Here is a 25,585-nt window from a genome sequence, read left to right as displayed (position 1 = left end):
GCATGCCGATGCAGATCCTGCTGGCCTTCGCCTCGCTGAGCGGCAACACCCGCGAGGTCGCCATGCTGGTCCGGGCCCGCTGCGAAGCGCTGGGCCACCGCGTGGACTGGCTCGACGTCGATGCCGGCGACATCGCCCTGGCCTTGCCCGCCGATCCCCCCGCCCTGTGCCTGCTTGGTTCATGGACCGACAACGCCGGGCGCACCCCGGCGGAAATGAAGGACGGCGTGGCCGCGCTGCGGGACCGTTTCGGGTTGCCCCTGCCCTTCCCGGCCGCGGTATTCGGCACCGGCGAGACCCAATGGGGCGAAGAGTACTACTGCGGCGCCGCGCACCGCCTGGCGCGCTTCTTCCACTCCCCGTACCCCGTGCTGGAGATCGAGCAGATGCCGCACGGCGCCGCCGACACCCACGCCATCCACCACTGGACCGACGCCGTGTTGGCCACTACCGAGACATCCACGACATGCTGACCCTGCACGCCCGGACCGCTGAGGATTACCACGCCGCCCTGCGCGAACACCCTGCGCTGCTGGTGGACTTCCACAAGGACGATTGCCCCGGGTGCCGGATGCTGGAGATGTCGTTGGCCAGTGTCTCCGGCGCCATCGCGGACGCCGGGATGACAGTGTTGAAGGTGAAGCTGGAAACCGTGGGTGAGGGCTTGTTCCGCGAACTGGGGTTGCGCCAGACACCGACGCTGCTGGTGGTGCGCGACGGTCACGAAACCGCCCGACTGGCGGGGTTCCAGACGCCGAAGCAGATCCTGGCGGTGTTGGGCGATGGGTGACGCCCTGGACGGTAGGCCCCGCGGTTGCGGGGGCTTGCCGTGGGGGCTTCAACGCAGCGGCGTGGACAGCAGCCCCCGGCGCTTGAACCACCATTCCAGTGGCAGCGTGACCAATGGCGGCACCGCCGCGGCCAGTGCCAGCAGTGCGGCCCACCACGGCCAACGCAAGCGGATCGCAGCCAGGACCGACACCACGACGTAGACCATGAAGGCGGCGCCGTGCACCGGTCCAAACACCTTGACGCCGACCGGCGTTGGATCCGCTGCGTGGTACTTGAAGTACATGCCGATCAACAGGCCGGCCCACGTCAGGGCTTCGACGAAAGCCACCGTGGCGAAGACGCGGCCCATCGGGCTGAGTGGCGAAGCAGTCTTCAAGGCAGGCTCGAGCGTGGTGGAAGGACCCGCATCATAGCCATTGACGGCTCTTGATGCGAACCATTCTCACTCGATCAACCGAGAGCGTCATGACCCACGGTCGTGACCGGCCCTCGATCCACTGCCAGCAATGAGAACCGCGCGTGCCACACGATGGCCGCTTTGACCGCCCGCGATCTCAGACGAACATGCCGCCCGACGCTTCCACCCGCTGCGCGTTGATCCACGCCGTCTGCGGCGACAGCAGCGCCACCGCCACCGGACCGATGTCGTCCGGCTTGCCCGGGCGGCCCATCGCGGTGACCGAGGACACCATCGCATTGACCTGCGCGTCGTCGCGCACGCGGCCGCCACCGAAGTCGGTTTCGATCGCGCCGGGGGCGAGCGTGTTGGCACTGATGCCGCGGGCGCCCAGTTCCTTGGCCAGGTAACGGGTAAACACTTCGATGCCGCCCTTCATCATCGCGTAGGCCGAGCTGCCCGGCAGCGAGAAGCGTGCCAGCCCGCTGGAGACGTTGAGGATGCGGCCGCTATCGGCAAGCAGCGGCAACACCGCCTGGGTCAGGAAGTACGGTCCCTTCAGATGGACCGCGACCAGGGCGTCGAACTGATCGACGGTGGTGTCGGCGATCATCGCGTGCAGGCCTTCGCCGGCGTTGTTGAGCAGGCCCTGCAGATGGGTCTCGCCCCAGCCATCTAGCACGCTGCGGACCTGGCTGGCGAAGGCGGCAAAACCGGCGCTGTCGGCCATGTCCAAGGGAAGCGCGGCCGCGCGACGGCCGAGTGCTTCGATCTGCGCGATCACTTCCTGGGCGGCGCCGGCCTGGCTGCGATAGGTGAGCACGATATCGGCGCCGTCGGCGGCCAGTGCGAGGGCGGCATTGCGGCCCAGGCCACGGCTGCCGCCGGTGATCAGGACGACTCGGGTTGCGTTGCGCATGTCAGTACACCTGCGTTGTGGGAATGGTTGTCAGCCTATTGGTGTTGCGTGCGCGGATAAATCGGCGGATGCTGATTTGACTATCCAATAATCACGAACAATCCATGGATCGCCTCGATCACCTGCGCTGCTTCCTCCGGGTGGCCGAACTCGGCTCCTTCACCGGCGCCGCCGACAGCCTCGGTCTCCCCAAGGCCAGTGTGTCGCTGGCCGTGCAGCGGCTGGAAGCGGATGTGGGTGTGCAACTGCTGCATCGGACCACCCGCCGGGTGCAGCTGACCGCCGACGGCGCCCAGTTCCAGGCGCGGGCACACGATCTGCTGCATGACATGGACGACCTGCAGGGCATGTTCCGGGTCGATACGGCGCAGCTGAAGGGGCGCCTGCGGGTGGATATGTCCAGCGGGCTGGCCCGGCAACTGGTGATACCGCAGCTGCCTGCCTTCCTGGCCCAGCACCCTGGCGTGGAAATGGAAGTGAGCGGTACCGACCGACGGGTCGATCTGATCCGCGAAGGGTTCGACTGCGTGCTCCGGGTCGGTCCACTGGACGACAACACCCTGGTGGCCCGCCCGCTGGGCCAGCTGCCGATCATCAACTGCGCCAGCCCGGCCTATCTCGCCGCCCGGGGCACGCCGACCACGCTGGCCGACCTGGCCGGCCACGCGCTGGTGCATTACGTGAGCACGCTCGGTCAGCGTTCGCCCGGATTCGAGTATTACGACGGGCAGACCTATCAGAGCCTGCCCATGGGCGGTGCGGTGACGGTCAACAGTGGCGAGGGCTATACCGCGGCAGCCCTGGCCGGGCTGGGGATCATCCAGGTCCCGCTGCTCGGCGTGCGCCAGGCACTGGCCTCGGGCACCCTGGTGGAAATCCTGGCGGACGTGAAAGCAGAGCCGATGCCGGTGACCCTGCTCTACGCGCAACGCCGTCATCTACCGCGACGGGTGGCAGCGTTCATGGACTGGGTGGCCGGCGTGGTCCGGCGCGAGCTGGGCCAGGAGCGCTGACCTGGGACCTCCCGGCACGGCATCGTGCCGGGAGGGCAGCGTCAGCTCACCCCTCCGTGTCGGAATGGCGGTTGCGGCGACTGCTGAGCACCACGATCGCGCGGTCCGGCAGTGACCAGTGGCCTTCCGCATCCGCCTGCAGCGGCGCACCGTCGATGGTGCTGATCAACACGCGCCAGTGTTCATCGTCGATCAAGGGCGGCACGAACGCCTGCGGCGCGTGCGAGGCATTGAACATCAACAGCAGGTGCGCATGCTCGGGGCCGCGCGGCGTGTCTTCCTGACGGGCGGCCCCCAGGTGCAGCGCCAGGCTGCGGGCCTCGCCATCGTGCCAGTCGCCATCTTCCATGGGCTGGCCATCCGGGCGCAGCCAGCGCACGTCATAGCCTTCGCCCTGCTCGTCGCGGGCGTCCAGGAAGCGGCCACGGCGCAGCTGCGGGTAGCGGCGGCGCAACGACAGCAGCCGGCGTACGAACAGCGACTGCTGGCGGCCTGCCGGGCTGGCGGCCTGCTGCCAGTCGATCCACGTGAGCGGGTTGTCCTGGCAGTAGGCGTTGTTGTTGCCGCCCTGGCTGCGCGCGAACTCGTCGCCGGCCAGCAGCATCGGCGTGCCCTGGGCGAGCAGCAGGCTGGCCAGCATGTTGCGCATCTGCCGCGCCCGGACCGTGTTGATGCCCTCGTCGTCGGTGGGGCCTTCGGCGCCATGGTTGAAGGAGATGTTGTTGTCGCTGCCGTCGCGCCCGTCTTCGCCGTTGGCCTCGTTGTGCTTGTCGTTGTAGCTGACCAGGTCATTGAGGGTGAAGCCATCGTGGGCGGTGACGAAATTCACCGACGCGGCCGGCCGCCGTCCCTTGTGGTTGAACAGATCGGCCGAGCCCATCAGGCGGGTGGCGAACTCGGCCAGCTGGCCGCCATCGCCGCGCCACAGTGCCCGCACGTTGTCACGGAAACGGTCGTTCCATTCGGCCCAGCCCGGTGCGAACTGCCCCAGCTGGTAGCCACCCGGCCCGATGTCCCACGGCTCGGCGATCAGCTTGACCTGGCTCAGCACCGGGTCCTGGCGCACGGCATCCATGAAGCTGCCCGATGGATCGAAGCCGGCGCGTTCGCGGCCCAGGATGGTGGCCAGGTCGAAGCGGAAGCCATCCACGTGCATGTCCTGCACCCAGTAGCGCAGCGAGTCCATCACCATCCGCAGCGCACCGGCGTTGGTCAGGTCGAAGGTGTTGCCGGTGCCGGTATCGTTGATGTAGTAGCGCGGGTCATCGGCAAGCCGGTAGTAGCTGGCATTGTCGATGCCCTTGAACGACAGCGTCGGGCCGAGCTCGTTGCCTTCGGCGGTGTGGTTGTAGACCACATCCAGGATCACTTCCAGCCCGGCGTCATGCACGCAGGCCACCATCTGCTTGAACTCGGCGATGGTGGAGGTGGACATGAAGCGCGGTTCGGGCGCGAAGAAGGCCAGCGTGTTGTAGCCCCAGTAGTTGCGCAGGCCGCGCTCGAGCAGATGCTGGTCGTCCACGTGGGCATGGATCGGCAGCAGTTCCAGCGCGGTCACGCCGAGCTGGCGGAGGTGATCCAGCAGCGCGTCCTGCTTCAGCGCGGAGAAGGAGCCACGTGCCTGCTCGGGCACCTGTGGGTGCAGCATCGACAGGCCGCGCAGGTGGGCTTCGTAGATGACGGTGTCATCCCACGGCGTGGCCGGTGCGGTGTCGCGGCCCCAGGTGAAGGCCGGATCGACCACGGCGCAACGCGGCATGTACGGCGCGCTGTCGCGTTTGTCGAAGCTCAGGTCCTTGTCCTTGTGCCCGATCGTGTAGCCGAACAGCGCCGGCGCCCACTTGAGCTGGCCGACGATCTGCTTGGCATACGGATCCAGCAGCAGTTTGTTGGGGTTGAACCGGTGGCCGGCTTCCGGTGCGTAGGGACCATGCACCCGGTAGCCGTAGCGCTGGCCGGGCCGTGCGTCCGGCAGATAGCCGTGCCAGATTTCATCGGTGTACTCGGGCAGCACGATGCGCTCGACCTCACGGCCACGCTCGTTGAACAGGCACAGCTCGACCTTGGTCGCATGCCGGCTGTACAGCGCGAAGTTGACGCCCAGGCCATCCCAGGTGGCCCCCAACGGGAAGGGGCGTCCGCCCCGCAGGCGCGAGGACTGGGCAAACTGGCGGGCACTCATCGGCGCGTCTCGACGGTGTGGCCTGCGGCCTGCAGCTCGGCATCGAACAGCCGTTCGGCCATCAACCAATGCCGTTGGTCCTGCCCGTCCGGACGGCCTTCGGCTTCCCAGATCTGGCGGGCCAGGGCCCCGATGCGTTCACGTCGTTCGTTTTCGTCCATTGCGCTTGCTTCACTCGTTGATCAGCAGGGTCACGGGGCTGCCATCGGACAGCGCCCGCAGGGAAATATCGGGGTCGGTGATTTCTACCGACGTGCCGGTGAGCAGATTGCGATAGCGCCCCTGCGGAATCGTCACGCGGCCCGTGCCCCAGAACCGGGCAGGCAACGCCGCAGTGACTTCCTGCGCGGGACGCACGGTGGTGGCGATCGCGGCGACCACGATCAGCCGCTGCGCGCCGTGTTCGCGCGCGAAGGCCAGCACGCGTTCGGGCAGCGTGGTCGGCAATGGCACATAGCCGCCCAGCGCGAACAGCTCCGGGGCGCTGCTCCGGGCCTGCAGCAAGGTCTGCACCAGGCGCGCCTTGGCCACGCCATCGCGCCACCCCTGCAGCAGTACCGGCCACGCACGCGCATCCCGGCGCCAGTGGCCACGCAGCGCATAGTCCACCGGCCGCCGGTTGTCCGGGTCCACCAATGACAGATCCCAGCCTTCGGTGCCCTGGTACAGATCCGGCACGCCCGGCACGCTCAGCCGCAGCGCGGTCTGGCTCAGGCTGAAACGCGCCCCGGCCGGCGCGATGCGCGCCACGACGTCCTGCACGGCCGCGCGGAACGCCTGCCCGGCATCGCTGTCGATCAATGCCTCCACCACGGCCGCCGCGCACGACTCGTAAGCCTCATCCGGATGGCCCCAACTGCTGCGCTGGCCACCCTCGCGCAGCGCCTTGGCCTGCCACTGCACCACGCGCGCAGCGAGATCAGCACCTGATCCGCCCTCGGCCGGCCAGACCGAGGCCAATGTCTGCCACAGCATCTCGCGGTCCGCCGCATGCAGTGCACCGGCACCAAGGGGCGCTGCGAGCCGTTCGAAGCGACGCACCTGGCGCAGCCACCATTCGGGCCACGCTGACACCACCGCCAATCGCATCCGGGCGTCTTCGCCGCGTTTATGGTCATGCGTGGCCGTGGCAAGCAGGCTGCGCGGGTGCTGGTCGTGGCGGGCGCGCATGAACCCATGAAAACGCGGTGCCGACACACTCAGTACCGTTGGATGGCTGCCGACCTCGTTCCGGGACAACAGCGGCGCATGCCGATAGAAGCTGCTGTCCTCCACTGCCTTGGCGTTGAGCGGCGCGCTGAGCAGCTGGGCCCGCTGTCGCAGCGCCAGGCAGCGGCGATGCAGCACCGGGTCATCCTCCTGCGATGGCGGCGCCAGCACCCACGCGGCGATCTGCTCGATCGCAGCCACCTGGTCCGGCGCGCTGCCGGCGATGGCCGCCTCGATGGCCTGCTGCCACAGCCGCCGATCCTCAGCGCCCGGGGCCGCGTGGGTGAGATAGCTGCGGTACACCGGGAAGTGACTCAACAGCGATAACGCCGCGCGCGCCAGCAGGGGCCTGCCGAAGTCGGCGGCGACACCGCCGGTGAGGCGCGAAAGGCGGACGAGGCGCGCGACGAAGGCATCGAACTCGGCACGCAGGCCGTGCTCCAGCACGTCGCGCCGGGCCTCCAGTTCCACATCGCGGAAGCTTCGTGGGTCACCGGTGACCTGCTGCCAGTGCCGTGTCAGCGGGTTGTCACCGGCACCGCTGTGCAGCAATGCACCGACCTGGTCCATGAAGTCGTAGCCGGTGGTGCCATCGCACGGCCAGTCCGCCCGTAATGCTTCATCCGGCGCCAGGATCTTCTCCACCCACAGGCCCAGCGCGCCAGGCGACAGCCCACGGCGGGCGCCGGCAGCATCCAGCGCTGCGCGCAGCCGGTGCAGGTAACCGGCCGGATCGCGGAGTCCATCCACGTGGTCCACGCGCAGGCCATCCACCCGTCCCTCCGCCACCAGGCGCAGCGGAAGTGCGTGCACGGTCTCGAAGACATCGCAGCGATGCATCTGCAGCGCGACCAGCGAGGCAATGGTGAAGAAGCGACGGTAGTTGATCCGGTCATCGCCACTGCGCCACCACGCCAGCCGGTACGGCTGCGCCGCCAGAACGCCGGCCAGGGCCGGTGCCGTCAGCTCCGACCCGCCTGCGGCCCAGGTAGAGGGCGCCAGCGGATACACGGTGCCGTGGTGCGCGACGCCCGCCGATCCGTCGGCGGCGCGCTGCACGGTGAGCACGCCTTCGGCGATCGCGCTGGACAGCGGTCGATCCAGCACCGGCAGCCACAGCTTGCCGTCACGCCCCGGTGCGCGCCAGGCGATGTCGAACCAGCCGGCATGCGCGCTGGCCTTGCCGTGGGCCAGCAGATCGGCCCAGTACGGATTGAGCGGGTGCGCCGCCATGTGGTTCGGCACGATATCCAGGATCAGGCCCATCCCGCGTGCGCGCACGGCATCGGAAAGACGCTGCAATCCGGCCTCCCCGCCCAGCTCCGGATTGACCGTGGTGGGATCGATGACGTCGTAGCCATGCGTGGAACCGGGCACCGCGCTGGCGATCGGCGACAGGTACAGGTGACTGATGCCCAATGAAGCGTAGTAATCCACCTGCGCGCGGGCCGCGTCGAAATCGAAGCCGGCGTGCAGCTGCAGGCGGGCGGTGGCGCGGAACGGAACCATCTCAATGCTCCTGGCGGCGGCGGGCCGCGGCGAACTGCTGCAGCGAACGGTCCAGCGTCCGCAACGGCAACGGGGATGGCAGGCGCTGGCGCCAGTTCGGGTGGACGGCGACCGTGCCCGGGAGATTGACCTGGCCACGCAGGCCCAGCGCGTCTTCCACCGGCAACAGCGCCAACGGCGCCGGGCTGGCGGCGACCTGCCGCAGCGCGGCCAGCCGGAGGGCATCCGGCGCAGCGCCATCGGTGCCGACCGCGCGGGCCAGCCGCGCCACGTCCTCGCGCCGCGCGGCCATGGCCTGCGCGGTATCGGCGGCCGGCGCTGCGCTCAAGCGCGCCCGCCAGCGCAGGTCAACGCCGTGTTGCCAGCCTTCCAGCGTCGGCAGATCGTGGGTGCCGGTCAGTGCGACGGCGTCGCGCCGCCACTGCGCCGGCGGCAGGAAGTCGCCGTCCGGCGCGCGGGTGAAGGCGAGCACATCCATGCCGAGCACGCCGCGCGCGGCCAACGTGTCACGAATCCCGGGCGGCACTACCCCGAGATCTTCGCCGATGACAATGCAGCGGTTGCGCCAGGATTCCAGCGCCAGCAGATTGAGCAGATCGGCCAGCGGATAGCGCAGGTACACCCCCTGCCCCGAACCCGCGCCGTGCGGCACCACCCATAGCCGCTGCAGGCCGAGAATGTGGTCGATACGCACCCCGCCCCGGTCACGCATCACGGCGCGCAGCAGGGTGATGAACGGCGCAAAGCCGCTGCGGCGCAATCCATCCGGCGAGTAGCTGCTGATGCCCCAGACCTGTCCGTCAGGGGCGAAGGCGTCCGGCGGTGCACCCAGTACCAGCCCACGCAGGGCGGTGTCGGCAGCCGCGGCCGCCTCGGCGCCATCGGCGGTGAAGCCGACCGCCAGGTCGGCGATCAAGCCCAGCGCCATGCCGGCCTCCTGCGCGCGGCCTTGCGCCTGCTGCCAGCTGCGCGCAGCGCGCCATTGCGCATGCACCTGCAACGCTGGATCGCGCTGGCCCATCGCGGCGGCGTTGCATCGTGCGAACGCGGCCAGTGCGGCGCCGCCCTCCTGCTCGAAGCCACGCAGATCACGCTGCAGTGCCTCTGGTGCCTGGGTGAACCGCTGGTACGACTGCTGCAGGCGATGCCACTTGCGTGCCGCCGCGCCGGCCCAGTCGATCAGGCCATCCGCCGGCGTCGGGTCCGGCGCATCGTCCTCGGCCATGTCCCACTCCTCCAGCGTGCCGGCATACACCGGCTCGAGAAAGCGACGGTCACTCGGCGAATAGGGACTGAAGGACGCATCGATCCGGCCCGCGGCGTGCAGCGGGCTCAGCGCCACCGCATCGCCACCGGCGGCGGCAATGCGCTCACACCACTGCTGCGCAGCACTGCTGTCGCCGATGCCGTCATCTCCGGCACGGCGCGCGGCATATACCTGGAGCACCGCGCCCCAGCTGCGCGGCTCGGCGAGACCGGTGGCATCGGCCACGCTGAAGCAGCGCGTCGGCGCGACTGCCACGGCATGCTCATCCTGCCCGACGCGCAGGCGCCAGTAGCCGGGCTGCTCCGGCACTACCCAGACACCGGCTCGCGCCCGCGTCGCCGGCATGGTGTGACCGCGTTCATCGCACCACTCGCCCGCGCCTTCCACGTCCAGCAGCAAGGGCTCACCGAGCTGCACGGTGCGCAGCGACGGGACGGCGCGCTCGTGCAGGCAATGCTGAAGGCTCTGCTGGCACTGCGCCGGTGTTCCCGCGCGCCAGCCCAATGCGTTCAGCACGCTCTGCAGTGTGTCCTGTTCGACGATGCGCGGCGTGCCGTGCACGTCCTCCCAGCGGATCAGCAGCCCGGCCGCCTCGGCCAGGCTGGCCAGCGCGGGCGTGGCGTTCATGCCGCCACGCGCCGCACCAGCAGCGCGGCCGGTGCCAGCAGCTGGCCGTGCCCGACCTCGCCCAGCTGCAGCACGGTTTCGCCATAAGGCAGATCGGCGAGCACGGCGGTCTGGCCAAGGTTGAAGGCCAGCCACCATTGGGCATCGCCCAGCTGCCAGCCTGCGCGTACCGCGCCGTTGCCGAGCACGCTCGCGCCGAGGCTGCGGGCGTGCCGCAATTGCGGCACCAGATATTGCCAGCGCAGGGTCAGCACGCTGCGGAAGGCCGCCAGCCACGGGTTCTGCTGACGTGCTTCGGCTGACGGCAGCGGCGCCTGCGATGCCTGGAAGGTCGCCAGTGTATTCGGGTCCGGGATCGAGGCCTGCGCCTGCGGATCGGCAAAGGCACTGAAGTGGCTGAACTCGGCACGGCGGCCATCGCGTACCGCCTGGTCAAGCGGCGCATCGAAATCGGTGAAGAACAGGAAAGGCTCGCGCGCGCCCCACGGCTCACCCATGAAGAACAAGGGAATCATCGGTGTCAGGGCGGTCAGCGCCAGCGCCACCTGCAGCCGCTCGGGCGACACCAGGGTCTGCAGGCGGTCGCCGAAGGCGCGATTGCCGATCTGGTCATGGTTCTGCGCGAAGATCACAAAGTGCGCCGGCGACAGCCCCGCACTGGGTTCGCCCCGCCGCTGCCCCAGGCGGTTGACTTCCCCCTGCCAGGCAAATCCCTCGGCCAGCACCCGCGCCAGCTGTGCGGTCGGGTTGGCCGCGAAATCAGCGTAGTAGCCCTCGGTTTCGCCGGTCAGCAACACGTGCAGCGCGTTGTGGAAGTCGTCATTCCACTGCGCGGTGTAACCCTCGGCCAGCAGCGAGGCCGTGTTGTGCTCGTTCTCCAGGATCAGGTGCACCTGGTGCGACGGCCCGTGCTTCTGGATCGCCTCGCGCAGCTGGGCGAGGAACGACGGCGGCTGGATCGCGTGCACGGCGTCCAGGCGCAGGCCATCGAACCGGTACTCGCGCAGCCACATCAGCGCGTTGTCGATGAAAAAGCGCTGCACGTGCGGTTCCCGGAAGTCGATCGCCGCGCCCCACGGGGTGGAGACGTCGTCACGGAAAAACGCGGGCGCATACTGCGGCAGATGATTGCCCTCCGGGCCGAAGTGGTTGTAGACCACGTCCAGCAGCACCATCAGACCCAGCGCATGCGCGTGGTCGATCAGCGCCTTGAGCTCGTCCGGGCTGCCATAGGCGGCGGCCGGCGCGTAAGGCAATGCGCCGTCGTAGCCCCAGTTGCGCGTTCCCGGAAAGGTGGCCAGCGGCATCAGTTCAAGGGCGGTGATACCCATCGCTGCCAGTGCCGGGAGTTGCGCCTGCAGCGCGGCGTAGCCGCCTACAGCACCCACGTGCACTTCATAGAGGACGGCCTCCTCCCACGGCCTGCCCGCCCAATCGGCGTGTTGCCATGCATGGCCATCTTCGTCCAGCACGGCACTGGGGCCGTTGAGCCCTTCGGGTTGCCAGCGCGAGGCCGGATCGGGAACGCTGAGCGTCCCGTCGATGCGATAGCGGTAGCGCGCCCCCGCTGCACACACCAGCCGGATCCAGTAGCTGCCGTCGTCGGCTGCCTGCATCGGCAGCGCCTCGCCGTCGAGCAGCAGCTCCACGGACTGCGCGGCCGGTGCCCAGAGACGGAAGACATGGTCACCTCCAGGCTGCCGCCAGGCGCCAAATCGCTCTCCCGCCGTCACCCCTCCACCTGCAGGAACACGGTGGACAGCGGCGGCAGGGTCAAGGCCAGTGACTGCGCGTGCCCGTGCATCGCGATCGGCAGGGTATCGACCTGCCCATGGTTGCCGATGTCACTGCCACCGTAGAAACGGCTGTCGCTGTTGAACACTTCCTGCCAGCGCCCGGCGTGCGGCACCCCTACGCGATAGCCGTGGCGCGCCATCGGGGTGAAATTGCTGACCGCCAGCAGCGGGCCGGCGCTCCCACGCGGATCGTGGCGGATGAAGGCGAGCACGCTGTTGACGTGATCGTCGCCCACGCTCCACTCGAATCCCTGCTCGGTCCGGTTGCCGTGCTGCAGCGCCGGCAGCTCGCGCAGCAGCCGGTTGAGGTCGCCGACCATCCGCGCCACGCCCGCGTGTGCCGGCTCGGACGCCTGTGCCCAGTCCAGCTGGGCATCGTGGTTCCATTCCGTGCATTGCGCGAATTCGCCGCCCATGAACAGCAGTTTGCTGCCCGGGTGGGCCCACATGAAGCCGAGGTAGGCTCTGAGGTTGGCCAGCTGCTGCCAGCGGTCGCCGGGCATCTTGCCCAGCAGCGATCCCTTTCCGTGCACCACTTCATCGTGGGAGAGCGGCAGGACGAACTGCTCGGAGAAGGCGTACATCGCGCTGAAGGTCATCTGGCTGTGATGGTGCGAGCGATGGATCGGGTCGCGGCCCAGGTAGCTCAGCGTGTCGTGCATCCACCCCATGTTCCACTTGTGGGTGAAGCCCAAGCCGCCCTCGCCGCTGGGGGCGGTCACCCCCGGCCACGCAGTGGATTCCTCGGCGATCACCAGCACGCCGCGTGCCTGCCGGGCGATGGCATCGTTGAGGTCGCGCAGGAAGGCGATCGCCTCCAGGTTCTCGCGGCCACCGTGCGCGTTGGGGATCCACTGCCCATCCTCGCGGCTGTAGTCCCGATACAGCATCGAGGCGACGGCATCCACGCGCAGGCCATCGATATGGAACCGCTCGATCCACTCCAGTGCGCTGCCGATCAGGAAACCGGTCACTTCGCTGCGGCCGAAGTTGTAGATCAGCGTGTCCCAGTCCGGGTGCAGGCCCTGGCGCGGGTCATCGTGCTCATACAGCGCGGTGCCGTCGAAACGTTGCATGCCATGCGCATCGGACGGGAAATGCGCGCCGACCCAGTCCACGATCACGCCGAGTCCAGCCTGGTGGCAGCGATCGACGAAGCGTGCGAAACGGTCCGGCCCGCCGTGCCGCGCGGTGGGGGCATACAGGCCGAGCGGCTGATAGCCCCACGACCCGCCGAACGGATGCTCGCTGACCGGCAGCAGTTCGATATGGGTGAAGCCCAGGCCCGTCACGTAGGGAATGAGCTGGTCGCCGAGCTGGTCCCAGTCGAGCACGTTGCCGTTGTCACCGCGCCGCCAGGAACCGGCGTGCACTTCATAGATGGAGATCGCGCGGTCATCCATCGATGCGCGCGCCTGCATCCAGGCGTGGTCCTGCCATGCACGCTGCGCCCCATCGGCCACTACCGAGGCCGTGCCCGGCAGCAGCTCGGACTGGCGGGCCATCGGGTCGGCCTTGTGGGTCAGCCGGGTCCCATCGGCCGCGGTGATCTCGAACTTGTAGCGCGCGCCAGCCTCCACGCGCGGCAGGAAGATCTCCCACACGCCAGCCCCATGGCGCAGCCGCATCGGGTGACGCCGCCCGTCCCAGCCATTGAAGTCGCCCACCACCGAAACACGGCGCGCGTTCGGGGCCCAGACGGCGAAACGCACGCCATCGATACCCTGCTGCTGTGCCTGGTGCGCACCCAGCGCCACGCGGATGCTGTTCGGGTCGCCGGCGGCGATGCCGGCCAGTGCGTCCTCGTCCAGCACGGGACCGAAGGCGTAAACGTCTTCGATCTCCTGTTGCACGCCACCCCAATCGACCCGCAGCAGGCTCACCACGGGCCCCTCGATGGGCGCCTCGAAGATGCCCTCGCCCATGGCGGCCATCGGCCGCCAGTGGCCGGCGGCGTCGCGGCGCAGGACCGCGAGTGCGGCCGGGAACAGCACGTGCAGGCGCCAGGCGCCGGCGGCATCACGGTGGGGGCCCAGCAGCGCGAAGGCATCGCCAGGCGCGCCGGCGGCAATCGACGCCCGCGCCGGCGACAACGCCGCCTCGGCCAATGGCGCTGCGGACACGCTCTCACCGCCGGGCTCGATCCCGGCATCCAGTTCCCATTGCGTGCTCATGCGCGTGCTTCCGTGGTGCGTTGATAAAGATCCAGGTAATGCGTGCCGGCGATATCCCAGCCGCTCGGGCGCAGCATCGCCGCGCGGCGCATCGCCGCCATCAGCCCGGACTGACGGAAGGTACGGAACGCACGCTGCACGCAGCGGCGCAGCGCATCGGCTTCGGCGCCGTTGAACAGGAAGCCGGTGACGCCATCGTCCACGGTATCGATCAGGCCGCCGGTGGCGTGCGCGATCGGCAGGCAGCCGAAGCGTTGGGCGTACATCTGGCTCAGGCCGCACGGCTCGAACCGCGATGGCATCAGCAGGAAGTCGGCGCCGGCGAACATGCGGCGCGCAAGCGTTTCATCGAAACCGATGTAGGCCGAGACGCTACCCGGATAGCGGCGCGCGAGTTCACGCACCTGCGCTTCGATCTGTGGCTCGCCACCGCCGATGATGACCAGCTGGCCACCGGCGGCCACGATCTGCGGGGCGACGTCGCAGGTGAGGTCCAGGCCCTTCTGGTGGACCAGCCGCGACACCACCGCGAACAGCGGGCCCCGGCTTTCGGGCAGGCCGAACGCACGCCGGACATGGCGCGCGTTGTGGTCGCGCCCTTCGCAGGACTGCACGCTGAAGTGCACCGGCAGGTGATGGTCGGTGCGCGGGTCCCAGCTGCTGTCGATGCCGTTGACGATGCCGCTCAGGTGCCCCAGCGCTGCACGGCGCGAGAGCAGCCGGTCCAGGCCACAGCCTTCCGCCGGCGCGGTGATCTGCGCGGCATAGCTGATGCTGACCGTATTGACCTGGTCGGCATGCACGATGCCGCCGCGCAGGAAGGACAGCTGCCCGTGGAAATCCAGCGCTTCGCGCTGCGCCTCGGCGATGCCCAGGTCCGCGGCCAGGCTGGCCGGGAACAGGCCCTGGTAGGCCAGATTGTGGATGGTGAGCAGGCACGAGGCCTTGCTGCCCGACCAGCGCACGTAGGCTGCGGCCAGCGCGCACGGCCAGTCATTGAGGTGCAGCAGGCCCGGCGTCCAGTCCATGCCGGCCTCACCTGCGGCGATCACCGCCGCCGCGCGCGACAGCGTGGCAAAGCGCACCGCGTTGTCGGCCCACGGCTCCCCGGCCGCGTCGACGTACGGCGAGCCGTCGCGTTCATACAGCTCCGGGCAGATCAGCACGTAGACCGGCAGTCCGTCGTCCAGCACGGTGTGTGCGATCACGCAGGCTGGCAACGCCGCGTGCGCCGGGGTCTGCCCGATCACCTGGATCGGCCCGGTGCGCTCGAGCACCTCGCGATAGCCGGGAATCAATACGCGCATGTCCGCGCGGTCGCGCAGCGCACGCGGCAGCGAGGCGGCGACATCACCCAGGCCGCCGGCCTTGATGTAGTCGGCCATCTCCGAGACGACAAACAGGACGCGATGGTCGCGGCCACTGGCACGTTCGATGTGGTCGCCAGGAACGACGGCCTGCGTGATGCGGCGCCGGCGCGCACGCAGGGCATCGGTTTTGACCAGGGCCTCGGCCTTGGCGGCGGAGACCTCACGGGTGCGATTGCGAGCGGACATTGGGGGAAGACTCAACGGGGGAGGCATGGCGCAGCCACTCGCCGCCCCGCGCGTGATACGCACAGGACGAAGCGTGATCTGCCTGGAAAAAGAATCGGTCGGAGACACAACCTCGACCTGTGGATCGAATCTACACTCCCGCTGAATCAATGGACTGTGAACCCTCGGCGACGATTTGTTGACTGCGCGGGACGTCGCTCCCGAAAACGGTCCACAACGCCTTGCACGCCGCGCGAATTGCACTCGATGAATCTTTCAGATTCGATGAAAACCGTGTGCGCACCTACCGTTGGCAAGTGCGGTGCGCAATGCATATCGACATGCCTTCTGGTTCTGGATCAAACCAATGTCGTGACGCAGAACATTCTCCAGACCTCCGTGCCGTTGATGGCAGTGATGGCAGTGATTGCAGTGATCGCAGTGATAGCGGCGATGGCAGCGACACCAGAGTCGACATAGAGGCCAGCGACGCCAGCGACGCCAGCGACGGCCATGTTCGACCGGCGGGCTTACCCGCGAGCAAGGCGGTTGAATGCGGCCGCTCCGAGCATTTGCACGTTCATGCGCATTTCAATAGAATGCGCATCAACACGCAGACTCAGCACAGGCCGCTTTCGCCATGACACCCGCCCCGGACACGCTCCCCAGCGAACGCCAGCAGACCATCCTCGGCCTGCTCCAGCAACACGGCCGGGTTCTTTCGGCCCAGCTGGCAGTTGACCTTCAGGTCTCCGAGGACTCGATTCGCCGCGATCTGCGCGATCTCGCGCAGCAGGGCCTGTGCCGGAAGGTGTATGGCGGCGCACTGCCCGCCACCCCGGACTTCCCCCCGCTGAGTGCCCGCCAAACTGTGCAGAAAACGCAGAAACAGGCACTGGCACGCGAGGCCGCCGCTCAGATCCGGGCCGGCGACACCGTTCTGCTCGATGCCGGTTCCACCAACAGCGCCATCGCCGCCTGCCTGCCAGCGCTGGAAGGCCTGCATATTCTGACCAATGCACCGGATATCGCGCTCACCCTGATGGCGCGCGGCGGCATCGAGGTCACGCTGATCGGCGGCCGCCTTGATCCGCGCATCGGCGCCACCGTGGGCGCGCAGGCACTGGAGGCCATGGGCGGACTGCGCGTGGATCTGTTCTTCATCGGCACCTGCGCAGTGGATGCGCAGCAGGGTCTGTGGGCGCTCGATGGCGAAGAAGCCGCCCTCAAGCGGGCGATGCTGGCTGCCAGCAGCCGCTGCGTGGTGGTGGCCACCAACGACAAGCTCGGCGCCCAGGCGAGCCATCGCATCGGCAGCGTCGATGACATCGATGTGCTGGTGCTCGAAGCCGATGCGCCTGCGCCGCAGATCGATGCATTCGTCCGTCGCGGCGTGGATATCCAGCTTGCCTCGCGCCGTTGACCCTTTCCCAGGAATCTCCAGACCAATGACCCCGCTCTCTTCCGTTGCTGCCCGCGGGCAGCAGCACGCCACCCGCGCCGCCTTTTTCCTGCCCGGCTTCGCCACCGCTGCCTGGGCGCCGCTGGTCCCGTTCGCCAAGCACCGCACCGGGCTGGATGAAGGTTCGCTGGGCTTGGTGCTGCTGTGCCTGGGCGCCGGCTCGCTGCTGGCGATGCCGATCGCCGGCATGCTCGCCGCACGCCACGGCTGCCGCGCGGTCATGATCGCCACGCTGGTGATGGTGATCGCCACCCTTCCCCTGCTCGCCGTCGCGCCCTCGCCGCTGACCCTGGGCCTGGTGCTGTTCGTGTTCGGTGCCGGCGTGGGCGCCTGCGATTGCGTGATGAACATGCAGGCGATCATGGTCGAGCGCGACAGCGGCCGGCCGATGATGTCCGGCTTCCACGCGTTCTACAGCATCGGCGGTGCCGTCGGTGCCGGCGCGATGACCGCCCTGCTCGCGTTCCACCTGCCGCCGTGGCTGGTCTGCCTGCTGGCGTCTGCGGTGATGGCCGCGCTGTTGGCCCTTTCGCTGCCGCACTGGCGGACCGACAAGGCCCCCAGTGATGCGCCGATGTTTGCGGTGCCGCACGGCGTGGTGCTCGCGATCGGCGTGCTGTGCTTCGTGGCGTTCCTGGCCGAAGGCTCGGTGCTGGACTGGAGCGCGGTGTTCCTGCATGAGGTGCAGCAGGTCGATCCCTCGCGCGCCGGCCTGGGCTACCTGGCCTTTGCCATCGCGATGACCGTGACCCGTCTCGTCGGCGATGGCGTGGTGGCCAGGCTCGGCCGCCATCGTTCGATCCTGATCGGCAGCCTGGTCGCGGCGTCGGGCTTCGCGCTGGCCACCTTCGCGACCTGGATGCCGCTGGCCCTGTGCGGTTATGCCCTGGTCGGCCTGGGCTGCGCCAACATCGTGCCGGCCCTGTTCTCGATGGCCGGCAACCAGAAGGTCATGCCGGAAAGCCTGGCCATCCCGGCGATCACCACGCTCGGCTATGCCGGTGTGCTGGCCGGCCCGGCACTGATCGGTTTCGTGGCGCAGGCGAGCAGCCTGGTGTTCGCCTTCAGCGCGGTGGCGGTGACGCTGGTGCTGGTGGGGCTGTGCGCGCGGTGGGTGCGCGCCTGAGACTGCCCTGACTGTTCCTCGCTAACGCCCGTAGCGCGCGAGGATCACCAGCGCCAACAGTGCGATCGCGGCCAGTACGAGCAGCATCAGGAAGATCATGCGATAGCGCCCGGCCTTGCCTTGTTCGCGGTGGATGCGCTGGCGGTAGGCCGGGTCGCGCAGGTACCGCACCGGGCTGATCCTGAACAGCGGGGCCAACAGCAGATCGATCACCTCGAGCATGCGCGCCTCCTTGGCTGCGCCGGCGGCCCGGCGCAGCCCCAGACTTGCACGCAGAAGGCACCCGGGCAAGCGGTCGGGGCCCTGACAACGCAGATGATTCCCATTTGCTGTACGATCCGCCGGTTTTTCCCCAGGCGCGCACGCGCGCGTCCTGCCCTCGCCCGACCGGACCGCCGTACCCATGCACGCCCTTTCCGCCCGCCCCACCCTCGCCGCCATCGCAGCCGCCATCGGCCTGGTTCTGGCCAGCGCCCCGCACCTGGCCGCAGCGCAGGCCGCCGCGCTCGACGCCACGCAGTTGGATGCCGTCACCGTCACCGGCAACTGGCTGGACAACCCGACCGAAGCCAAGCTGCTCGACCATCCGGGGGCGCGCAGCATCGTGGAGGCGCAGCGCATCGCCGAGAGCGGCTCGACCAGCGTGCGTGACGTGCTGCGCCAGATTCCCGGCGTGCAGGTGCAGGAAAGCAATGGCACCGGCGGCAGCGATGTGTCGCTCAACGTGGGCGTGCGCGGCCTCACCTCGCGCCTGTCGCCGCGCTCCTACGTGTTGATGGACGGCGTGCCGATGTCGTATGCCCCGTATGGCCAGCCGCAGCTGTCGCTGGCCCCGGTCGCGCTGGGCAACCTGGAATCGGTGGACGTGGTGCGCGGTGCCGGCTCGGTCCGCTACGGGCCGCAGAACGTGGGCGGCATCATCAACTTCGTGACCCGCGCGATTCCGAAGGACGTCGCCGGCTCGCTGGGCTTTGCCTCGGAGATGTACGGCCAGGGCGGCAACCTGAAGACCGTCCCCAGCCTGTTCCTGGGCGGTACCACCGACGGTGGGCTCGGCGCGGCGCTGCTGTACTCGGGCACCCACGGCGACGGCTGGCGCAGCAGCAATGACAAGACCGACATCGACGATGTCCTGCTCAAGGCGTCCTATGCGTTGGGCAACGCCGGCGACCTGGCGATGTCGCTGCACCACTTCGAAGGCAGCGGGCGCATGCCCGGTGGCCTGACCACCGCCGAATACGCCGCCGATCCGTTCCAGTCCACCCGCCCGTATGACGTGTTCAACGGGCGCCGCAGCGATGGCTCGCTGAAGTACAGCTTCAGCGACGGCCGCAACAATGTCGAGGTGCTGGGCTACTACGTGGATTCCTTCCGCGGCAGCTACATCGAGCAGGACGGCACCGGTGCCACCAGCGGCCAGCGCCGCCTCACCGCCGCGCCGCGCAGCTACCACTACCTGGGCGTGGAGCCGCGCTATTCGCGCCTGTTCACCACCGGCACGGTCGTGCAGGAAGTGAGCGTGGGCTACCGCTACCTGAAGGAGGCCAGCAGCGAGGTGGCCTCGCGCACCCGCTACTACCCGCCGGGCGCGGCGGTGGCCGGCTTCGATCTGCCGCTGCTCCCGTACCAGACCAGCCGCGGTGGCACGACCGCCCATGCGTTCTACATCGATGACCGCATCGATATCGGCAACTGGACCCTCACGCCCGGCGTGCGTGTGGAGGACATCCGCACCTTCAACACCGTGACCAACCTCGCCACCAGTGGCGCGGTCAGCAGCGTGCTGACCCCGAGCATCGACTCGCGCGAGACCCTCCCCACGCTCTCGGTGCTGTACCGCCTGGGCGATCACTGGTCGCTGTTCGCCAATGGCGGCAAGTCGTTCGGCCCGCAGCAGTACAGCCAGCTGGCCTCGACCACTGAGGGCCTGCATCCTGAATCGGCAACGACCTATGAGCTGGGCACGCACTACAACGGCAGCGGCCTGAGCGGCGAATTCACCCTGTTCAACGTCGATTTCGACAAGGAACTGCAGCTGGCCCGCTCGATCGTCGGCGAAGGCATGTGGACCGACCTGGGCGCGACCCGGCACCGCGGCGCGGAGTCGGCGCTGCGTTACGACATGGGCCAGCTCAGCGACGCACTCACCGGCCTGCAGCTGTCGATGACCTACACCTGGACCGAGGCCACCGCCCGCGCCGGTGCGTTTGCCGGCAAGGACCTGCCGCTGTACTCGCGCAATGTCGGCTCGTTCGGCGCGCGCTATGCGATCGACCGCTGGACCTTCAACGCCGATGTGTTCGCCCAGTCCGGCCAGCGCTCGCCGGGCACCCCGAACCCGGGCGCGACCTATGTGACCGAGGAAGACCCGACCGGTCGCCTCGGCGACATCGCCGGGTACTCCACCGTCGCCGTGCGCGCCGGCTACGACTTCGGGCCAGAGCTGCACGATCTGAAGCTGGCGATCGGGGTCAAGAACCTGTTCGACCGCCGCTACTACACGCGCTCCACCGACAACAACGGCGGCAAGTTCGTCGGCCAGCCGCGAACGCTGTACCTGCAGGGCACCATCGCGTTCTGATGTGACGGCGCTGCGCGGCCCAGGCGGTCGCGCAGCGCAGCATGGGCGTGGCAGCGGCGGGCGTTACCATCAGGCCACTGCTTACCGGATGCGCACGATGACGGACCTGTCCTTCGATCCCCGCCCGCGCCGCGCGGCCTTCCGCGCGTTGCACGATGACGGCTGCTTCGTGCTGCCCAACCCGTGGGACGCCGGCAGCGCACGCTATCTGCACAGCCTCGGTTTCCAGGCACTGGCCTCCACCAGCTCCGGCTATGCGTGGAGCCAGGCGCAGGCCGATGGCACGTTGACGCTGGAGGAAACGCTCGCCCATCTCCGCTCCCTCGCCGCCGCGACCCCGCTGCCGTTGAACGCCGATTTCGGCGATGGCTTCGGCACGCTGCAGGAGGTCGGCCGCAACGTCGCCCTTGCCATCGCCACGGGCGTGGCTGGCATCTCCATCGAAGACGCCAGCCCGGACCCGGACCATCCGCTGCGCACGCTGGACGATGCCGTGGCCCGGGTGCGCGCGGCGCGCCGTGCGATCGACGAGGCCGGTGAGGACGTGTTGCTGATCGGCCGTGCCGAAAACTTCTTCGTCGGCCGCCCGGATCTGGAGGATGCGATCACGCGGTTGCGCGCCTATGCCGAGGCAGGTGCGGACTGCCTCTACGCACCGGGCATCAGCACCCGCGAGCAGATCGAGGCGGTGGTGGCCGCAGTGGCACCGCGGCCGGTGAACCTGCTGGTGGGCAGCGCGTTGCCGTTCACCCTGCAGGACATTGCCGCCATGGGCGTGCGCCGGGTGAGCGTTGGCGGTGCGATGGCGCGTACTGCCTGGGGCGGGATGATGCGCGCCGCGCAGTTGCTCAAGGACGAAGGCCGCTTCGACGGCTTCGCGGACGCGGCCTCCGGCACGGTGTTGAACCAGTTGTTCCGCTGAGCGGGATCAGTGGCTGGACAGCACCACCACCGCCGCGGTGACGAGCGCGATGCCCACCCAGCCGATCGGGCGCAGACGATTGCCGAACAGCACGCGCCCGCACAGCGCGGTCCCGATCACACCGATCGCACCCCACATCGCGTAAGCGGTGGCCAGGTCCAGGGTCTTGACCGCCTGGCCGAGCATCGCGAACGCGATCCAGACCAGCACGATCGCGGCGACGCCCCACGCCGGCTTACGGAAGCCATCGGACTTGGCGACCATCATGTTGGCTGCGATGTCGATCAGGGCCGAGCAGACCACGAACAGGAAAGCGGTGAGATTCATGGCGTGTGCTCCTCGCCGAGCGTGACGCAGACGATGCCGACCGCCGCCATCACCAGGCCGATCATCTGCTGCACCGACAGGCTGTCCTTGAACACGAAAATACCGACCAGGGTCAGCAGGGTCAGGCCGAGGCCTTCCCATACCGCGTAGGCGACACCGACCGCGATGCCGCGCACCGACAGCGCAAGGAAGTAATACGAAATGGCCAGGGCCACGGCCATCACGGCATAGCCCACATAGCCGCCATGACGGGCGGCGTCGGCCATGAACGAGGTACCGACCACTTCGGCGACGATCGCCACGGTCAGGCAGGCCCAGGCGATCAGGCCGCCGCGGGCACGGGGTTGCGAATGCACCTGTGTGTGCATGGAAAGCTCCTTGATGGCGGCCGGTGCGCGCCGGCGGAATGCCCGGGCACCGGGGCATCGGCCGGGATGGCGGATGCGCGTGCGTCGCTGCTGGCCGGGTGACATGGCTGCCGACACCGGGTCGGCACGTGGTCCGGTAAATCCGGCACGCAGTCCGGTAGGTACCGAGCGTTGGTCGGTACGGCAGCCGGTCAATGGCACCCAAGCGACGCGCCCATTATCATCGCCTTTTCCATCAGTCCCAAGATGGAATCCATCGACAAAGGCGATACATCCATGCGTTATGGCCCTGAATCCCTGCACGCGTTCGTCGAGGCCGCGGCCCTCGGCTCGTTCTCCGCCGCCGCACGCCGTTTGAAGAAGACCCAATCCACCATCAGCACCGCGATCGCCACGCTGGAGGCGGATCTGGGCCTCACCCTGTTCGATCGCAGTGGTCGTTACCCGGTGCTGACCGAAGACGGCCGCAAAGTGCTCGGCCATGCGCAGGAAATCCTGGCCGCCGCCGACCGCCTCGAGCAGCTCAGCATCCGCCTGGCCGACCAGGTCGAACCGCGCCTGACCCTGGTGTTCTCGGACATCTACCAGCTCAATCCCGACCAGCATCTGCTGCGCCGGTTCGAGCAACGCTTCCCGGATATCGAACTTGAGTGGCTGGATGCCGAAGGCGGCGACGTGCTGGAGGTGGTGCAGCGCGGGCGCGCCCAGCTCGGGCTGATCCCGCATCAGCCGTCCTATCCTTCCGAACTGGCGGTACGCACCCTGCCCCTGCGTGCGGAGATGGCGGTGTTCGTGGCCGCCGCTCACCCGCTGGCCGCCGTGGCCGCGCCGGAGGAATCGCATCTGGCCGGTCATCGCCAGATCTGCCTGAGCGGCGACGCCTGCCGTGAGGGCCACGCACGCGGGCGGACGTGGTCCGCCTCGGACTACCTGATGGTGCTGGAGATGGCCGAGGATGGCTTCGGCTGGGCCGAACTGCCGCGCGCGCTGGTCACGCGCTACGGCCGGGGCATGCTGGTGGAGCTGCCCCTGCCGGGCTGGCCACGGCTGGTTTCCACCGATGCGGTGTGGCGCAAGGGCGCGCCGCTGGGGCCGGCCGCGCTGTGGTTGCTGGATCAGTTCCTGGGGGCGGCCAACGCGTAATCGATCGCCGCGCAGATCGCCGCCACCTGGGCATCGTTGCACTGCTGCGGGGTGGCGCGCGGGCTGTCCGGGTACACCTCGGTGGTGGTGGTGAAGGTCGCACCGCTGACACTGGCGCACAGGCCCAGCTTTTCCAGCGGATATTCGATCACGCCGGGGGCGACCACCGGCGAGCCGATGATTTCGCCCTTGTCGTCAGCCGGGGCGATGTGGGTCACCCGTTCGACGGCCGCGTTGACGGCGGTCTGGAACGCAGGCTGCGGGTTCTCGCTGTCATCGACCAGATAGAAACCATCCGGGATCAGACCCGGCTCGAACGGCTTGCCGTCGCGCGCGGCCAGGGCCGGGCGGAACTCGGTTTCATCGCTGTCCGTGGTTTCGTGCAGGTCGATATGCATCACGATACTGCCCTTCAGCGGCGCGACGAGAGCAATCAGCGCGGCCGCTTCGGCCGCCGGGCTGTTGACCATGAAGGAGCGGTTCGGATCGATCGCCTCGGCGTTCCACCGCTGGATGCGCTCGTAGCCCCACGGGCTGACGCAGGGCACCACCAGCAGATTGGCGCGCCCGGCGTACTCGGCCGCGCGGGCCTGCAGGAACTGAAGGGCGCCCTGCACGCCACTGGTTTCGTAGCCGTGGATGCCGCCGGTGACCAGCATCGTCGGCAGCGCGGGGTTCCAGTCGCGGCTGCGCACGGCGAACAGCGGGTACTGGTCCGGGGCGTAATCCAACGTGCCGTACTGGCTGACATCGAAGCGGCCGCGCAATGCCTCCAGCACCGGCAGCACGTCATCGGCATAGCGCCGCTGCGGCACCTGGCGGGCACGCCACTGCGCCTTCTCTTCAGCGCCCCAGGGCTGGCCAGGGGTACCGATGGGATAGAAGGAGGCGTTGGTCATGGCGTGCTCGTCTGTGTTGCGGTGTGGAAGCGCGATTTTACCATTGCCGCACCAGGCAGCCCCGCTTACGCGTGGGCGAGCGCCGCGATCGCTGCATCGACAGGCTGGTCGCCTTCGGTCAGCTCGATGATGGTGCGCCGCAGCTGCGGCTGTCCCACCAGCGCGACCAGGGTCGCGGCCACATCGGCGCGCGGTATGTCGCCATAAGCGATCGCCGGTCCCGCGGTGACGCGGCCGGTGCCTGCTGCATCTTTCAAGGTGCCCGGGCGCAGGATGACCCAGTCCAGATCGGTCGCGGCCAGATACACATCGGCGCGCTTCTTGACCGTCATGTAATTCTCGAAGCCCTCGCCCATGGCCTTGTTGCGGCCGGCTTCGGGGAATGCCGACACCAACAGGAAACGACGCACGCCGGCCTGCCGGGCGGCATCCACGGCAAGTTCCAGGCCACGGCCATCGATGGCGTTGGTCACGTCCACGCCCGCGCCGCCCGCACCGGCTGTGAAGACCACCACATCGCTGCCTGCCATGCTGCGGGCGAGCGTGTCCACGTCGATGGCGGTGAGGTCGCCAGGGACCGGCGTGGCACCCAGCGCGCTGAGTTCATCGCCCTGCCCGGCACGGCGATGCAGCGCGAGCACGCGATGCTCTCTTTCAGCCAGCTGCTTGACGAGATGACGACCCACCTTGCCGGCCGCGCCGACGATGAAGACAGTGCTCAAGACGGTTCTCCTGTTTCGATCCAGCGGCAAGCCTACGCAGGCGGATGTGACACGACCGTCCCCATCGTGCGCCGACGTTCAGCCGCCGCTGTACTGCGCGTCGCTGACCTGCTCCATCCACGTCACCGGCGAGCCGTCCACCGCTTCGGCAATCGCGATATGCGTCATCGCCGTGGTGGCCTGCGCGCCGTGCCAATGCTTGACGCCCGGTGGAATCCAGACGATGTCGCCCGGGCGGATCTCGCGCGCGGGCTTGCCCCACTCCTGCACGCTGCCCACGCCTGCGGTCACGATCAGGGTCTGGCCCAGCGGATGGGTATGCCATGCGGTGCGGGCACCGGGCTCGAAGGTGACCGTCGCTCCGCCGACCCGTGCCGGCGCATCGGCCTGGAAGGGCGCATCGATGCGGACGCGGCCGGTGAAGTAATCGGCCGGGCCGGCCGCCGAGGCGGCGCTGCCGGCGCGGGCGATGCGGATGGGCGGCGCTTCGGCGGGCGCGGTGGCGGCCATCGAAAGCGACAGCGCGGCGGTGAACAGGTCCATGAAGCGATCTCCTGTGGGGAGCGACGAAGCACGCCGCCGGGACCCTCACTCTAGGCCTGGCCCCGCGCGGGA

22 protein-coding genes and 1 pseudogene are annotated in these 25,585 nt (G+C 68.7%); 8 read left to right on the top strand and 15 right to left on the bottom strand.

The genetic code is table 11. The features are described from left to right. Nucleotides 1-8 precede the first annotated feature (8 nt). Both PV764_RS14325 and PV764_RS14320 read left to right on the top strand, forming a co-directional pair. The gene (locus tag PV764_RS14325) at nt 9-473 is read left to right on the top strand and encodes a flavodoxin (RefSeq protein ID WP_421116921.1); all 465 of its coding nucleotides are present in this window, start codon (nt 9-11) and stop codon (nt 471-473) included. After that, on the top strand, nt 467-790 hold the full coding sequence (locus tag PV764_RS14320; RefSeq protein WP_070473966.1) for a thioredoxin family protein: 324 nt from the start codon (nt 467-469) through the stop codon (nt 788-790). Before PV764_RS14325 ends, PV764_RS14320 begins: the two co-directional genes overlap by 7 nt. 48 nt (nt 791-838) lie before the next feature. Here PV764_RS14320 and PV764_RS14315 read toward each other — a convergent pair whose 3' ends face one another. Further along, nucleotides 839-1,168: a DUF3817 domain-containing protein gene (locus PV764_RS14315; protein WP_421116920.1), complete on the bottom strand. Its 330-nt coding sequence runs from the start codon at nt 1,166-1,168 to the stop codon at nt 839-841. Between the two features lie 178 nt (nt 1,169-1,346). After that, complete coding sequence (locus tag PV764_RS14310; RefSeq protein ID WP_421116919.1) at nt 1,347-2,108, bottom strand: SDR family NAD(P)-dependent oxidoreductase; 762 nt, start codon at nt 2,106-2,108, stop codon at nt 1,347-1,349. A gap of 104 nt (nt 2,109-2,212) precedes the next feature. Here PV764_RS14310 and PV764_RS14305 point away from each other — a divergent pair, with 104 nt between their 5' ends. Further along, complete coding sequence (locus tag PV764_RS14305) at nt 2,213-3,121, top strand: LysR family transcriptional regulator (protein ID WP_341987422.1); 909 nt, start codon at nt 2,213-2,215, stop codon at nt 3,119-3,121. Between the two features lie 127 nt (nt 3,122-3,248). Here PV764_RS14305 and glgX read toward each other — a convergent pair. The 7 genes and pseudogenes from glgX to glgA form a co-directional block, all read right to left on the bottom strand. Beyond that, a pseudogene (gene glgX, locus PV764_RS14300) lies at nt 3,249-5,303 on the bottom strand (glycogen debranching protein GlgX); the annotation flags it as partial. After that, nucleotides 5,300-5,464 (bottom strand): DUF2934 domain-containing protein, encoded by a 165-nt coding sequence (locus PV764_RS14295; RefSeq protein ID WP_019184616.1) that lies wholly within the window; start codon nt 5,462-5,464, stop codon nt 5,300-5,302. The gene PV764_RS14295 and the pseudogene glgX, both read right to left, overlap by 4 nt. Nucleotides 5,465-5,474: 10 nt before the next feature. Next, nucleotides 5,475-8,021, bottom strand: coding sequence for a malto-oligosyltrehalose synthase (gene treY, locus PV764_RS14290; RefSeq protein ID WP_421116918.1), 2,547 nt, complete (start codon nt 8,019-8,021; stop codon nt 5,475-5,477). Nucleotide 8,022: 1 nt separating this feature from the next. After that, nucleotides 8,023-9,915 carry a 4-alpha-glucanotransferase gene (locus tag PV764_RS14285; protein WP_421116917.1) on the bottom strand — a complete coding sequence of 631 codons (1,893 nt, stop codon included), beginning with the start codon at nt 9,913-9,915 and terminating at the stop codon, nt 8,023-8,025. After that, entirely contained in the window at nt 9,912-11,648 is a 1,737-nt protein-coding gene (gene treZ, locus PV764_RS14280; RefSeq protein WP_421116916.1) for a malto-oligosyltrehalose trehalohydrolase, read from the bottom strand. The genes PV764_RS14285 and treZ overlap by 4 nt, the downstream gene beginning before the upstream one ends. Next, complete coding sequence (glgB, locus tag PV764_RS14275) at nt 11,645-13,885, bottom strand: 1,4-alpha-glucan branching protein GlgB (RefSeq protein ID WP_421116915.1); 2,241 nt, start codon at nt 13,883-13,885, stop codon at nt 11,645-11,647. Before glgB ends, treZ begins: the two co-directional genes overlap by 4 nt. Then, nucleotides 13,882-15,441, bottom strand: coding sequence for a glycogen synthase GlgA (glgA, locus tag PV764_RS14270; protein WP_019184621.1), 1,560 nt, complete (start codon nt 15,439-15,441; stop codon nt 13,882-13,884). The genes glgB and glgA overlap by 4 nt, the downstream gene beginning before the upstream one ends. 619 nt (nt 15,442-16,060) lie before the next feature. Here glgA and PV764_RS14265 point away from each other — a divergent pair. After that, nucleotides 16,061-16,843: a DeoR/GlpR family DNA-binding transcription regulator gene (locus PV764_RS14265; protein ID WP_019184623.1), complete on the top strand. Its 783-nt coding sequence runs from the start codon at nt 16,061-16,063 to the stop codon at nt 16,841-16,843. Between the two features lie 25 nt (nt 16,844-16,868). Next, the gene (locus PV764_RS14260; protein WP_019184624.1) at nt 16,869-18,008 is read left to right on the top strand and encodes an MFS transporter; all 1,140 of its coding nucleotides are present in this window, start codon (nt 16,869-16,871) and stop codon (nt 18,006-18,008) included. Nucleotides 18,009-18,029: 21 nt separating this feature from the next. Here PV764_RS14260 and PV764_RS14255 read toward each other — a convergent pair whose 3' ends face one another. Then, nucleotides 18,030-18,230 (bottom strand): hypothetical protein, encoded by a 201-nt coding sequence (locus tag PV764_RS14255; protein ID WP_019184625.1) that lies wholly within the window; start codon nt 18,228-18,230, stop codon nt 18,030-18,032. Nucleotides 18,231-18,411: 181 nt separating this feature from the next. Here PV764_RS14255 and PV764_RS14250 point away from each other — a divergent pair, with 181 nt between their 5' ends. Both PV764_RS14250 and PV764_RS14245 read left to right on the top strand, forming a co-directional pair. After that, complete coding sequence (locus tag PV764_RS14250; protein WP_421116914.1) at nt 18,412-20,589, top strand: TonB-dependent receptor family protein; 2,178 nt, start codon at nt 18,412-18,414, stop codon at nt 20,587-20,589. 97 nt (nt 20,590-20,686) lie between these two features. After that, the gene (locus PV764_RS14245; protein WP_046273584.1) at nt 20,687-21,511 is read left to right on the top strand and encodes an isocitrate lyase/PEP mutase family protein; all 825 of its coding nucleotides are present in this window, start codon (nt 20,687-20,689) and stop codon (nt 21,509-21,511) included. Between the two features lie 6 nt (nt 21,512-21,517). Here PV764_RS14245 and PV764_RS14240 read toward each other — a convergent pair whose 3' ends face one another. Next, nucleotides 21,518-21,838 carry an SMR family transporter gene (locus tag PV764_RS14240; protein ID WP_019184628.1) on the bottom strand — a complete coding sequence of 107 codons (321 nt, stop codon included), beginning with the start codon at nt 21,836-21,838 and terminating at the stop codon, nt 21,518-21,520. Continuing rightward, a complete protein-coding gene (locus PV764_RS14235; protein ID WP_102789303.1) occupies nt 21,835-22,206 on the bottom strand; it encodes a DMT family transporter in 372 nt (123 codons plus the stop codon). Before PV764_RS14235 ends, PV764_RS14240 begins: the two co-directional genes overlap by 4 nt. 276 nt (nt 22,207-22,482) lie before the next feature. Between PV764_RS14235 and PV764_RS14230 the strand changes: the two genes are divergently transcribed. Then, nucleotides 22,483-23,349 (top strand): LysR family transcriptional regulator, encoded by an 867-nt coding sequence (locus PV764_RS14230; protein WP_421116913.1) that lies wholly within the window; start codon nt 22,483-22,485, stop codon nt 23,347-23,349. On the opposite strand, the gene PV764_RS14225 is transcribed toward PV764_RS14230, so the two are convergent. The 3 genes from PV764_RS14225 to PV764_RS14215 all read right to left on the bottom strand — a co-directional run bounded on the left by PV764_RS14225 (nt 23,322) and on the right by PV764_RS14215 (nt 25,513). Then, nucleotides 23,322-24,248: a M14 family metallopeptidase gene (locus PV764_RS14225; RefSeq protein WP_421116912.1), complete on the bottom strand. Its 927-nt coding sequence runs from the start codon at nt 24,246-24,248 to the stop codon at nt 23,322-23,324. The genes PV764_RS14230 and PV764_RS14225 overlap by 28 nt on opposite strands. Nucleotides 24,249-24,313: 65 nt before the next feature. Next, nucleotides 24,314-24,970 carry an SDR family oxidoreductase gene (locus tag PV764_RS14220; protein ID WP_399617753.1) on the bottom strand — a complete coding sequence of 219 codons (657 nt, stop codon included), beginning with the start codon at nt 24,968-24,970 and terminating at the stop codon, nt 24,314-24,316. Between the two features lie 78 nt (nt 24,971-25,048). Then, nucleotides 25,049-25,513: a (R)-mandelonitrile lyase gene (locus PV764_RS14215; protein WP_319624646.1), complete on the bottom strand. Its 465-nt coding sequence runs from the start codon at nt 25,511-25,513 to the stop codon at nt 25,049-25,051. Nucleotides 25,514-25,585 lie beyond the last annotated feature (72 nt).

Origin of the sequence: Stenotrophomonas sp. AS1 (assembly GCF_048957655.1) — a bacterium.
GTDB classification, from domain to species: domain Bacteria; phylum Pseudomonadota; class Gammaproteobacteria; order Xanthomonadales; family Xanthomonadaceae; genus Stenotrophomonas; species Stenotrophomonas bentonitica_A.
The sequence above is the reverse complement of the archived record's forward strand: the minus strand, read 5'-3'. Positions and strand labels throughout refer to the sequence as shown.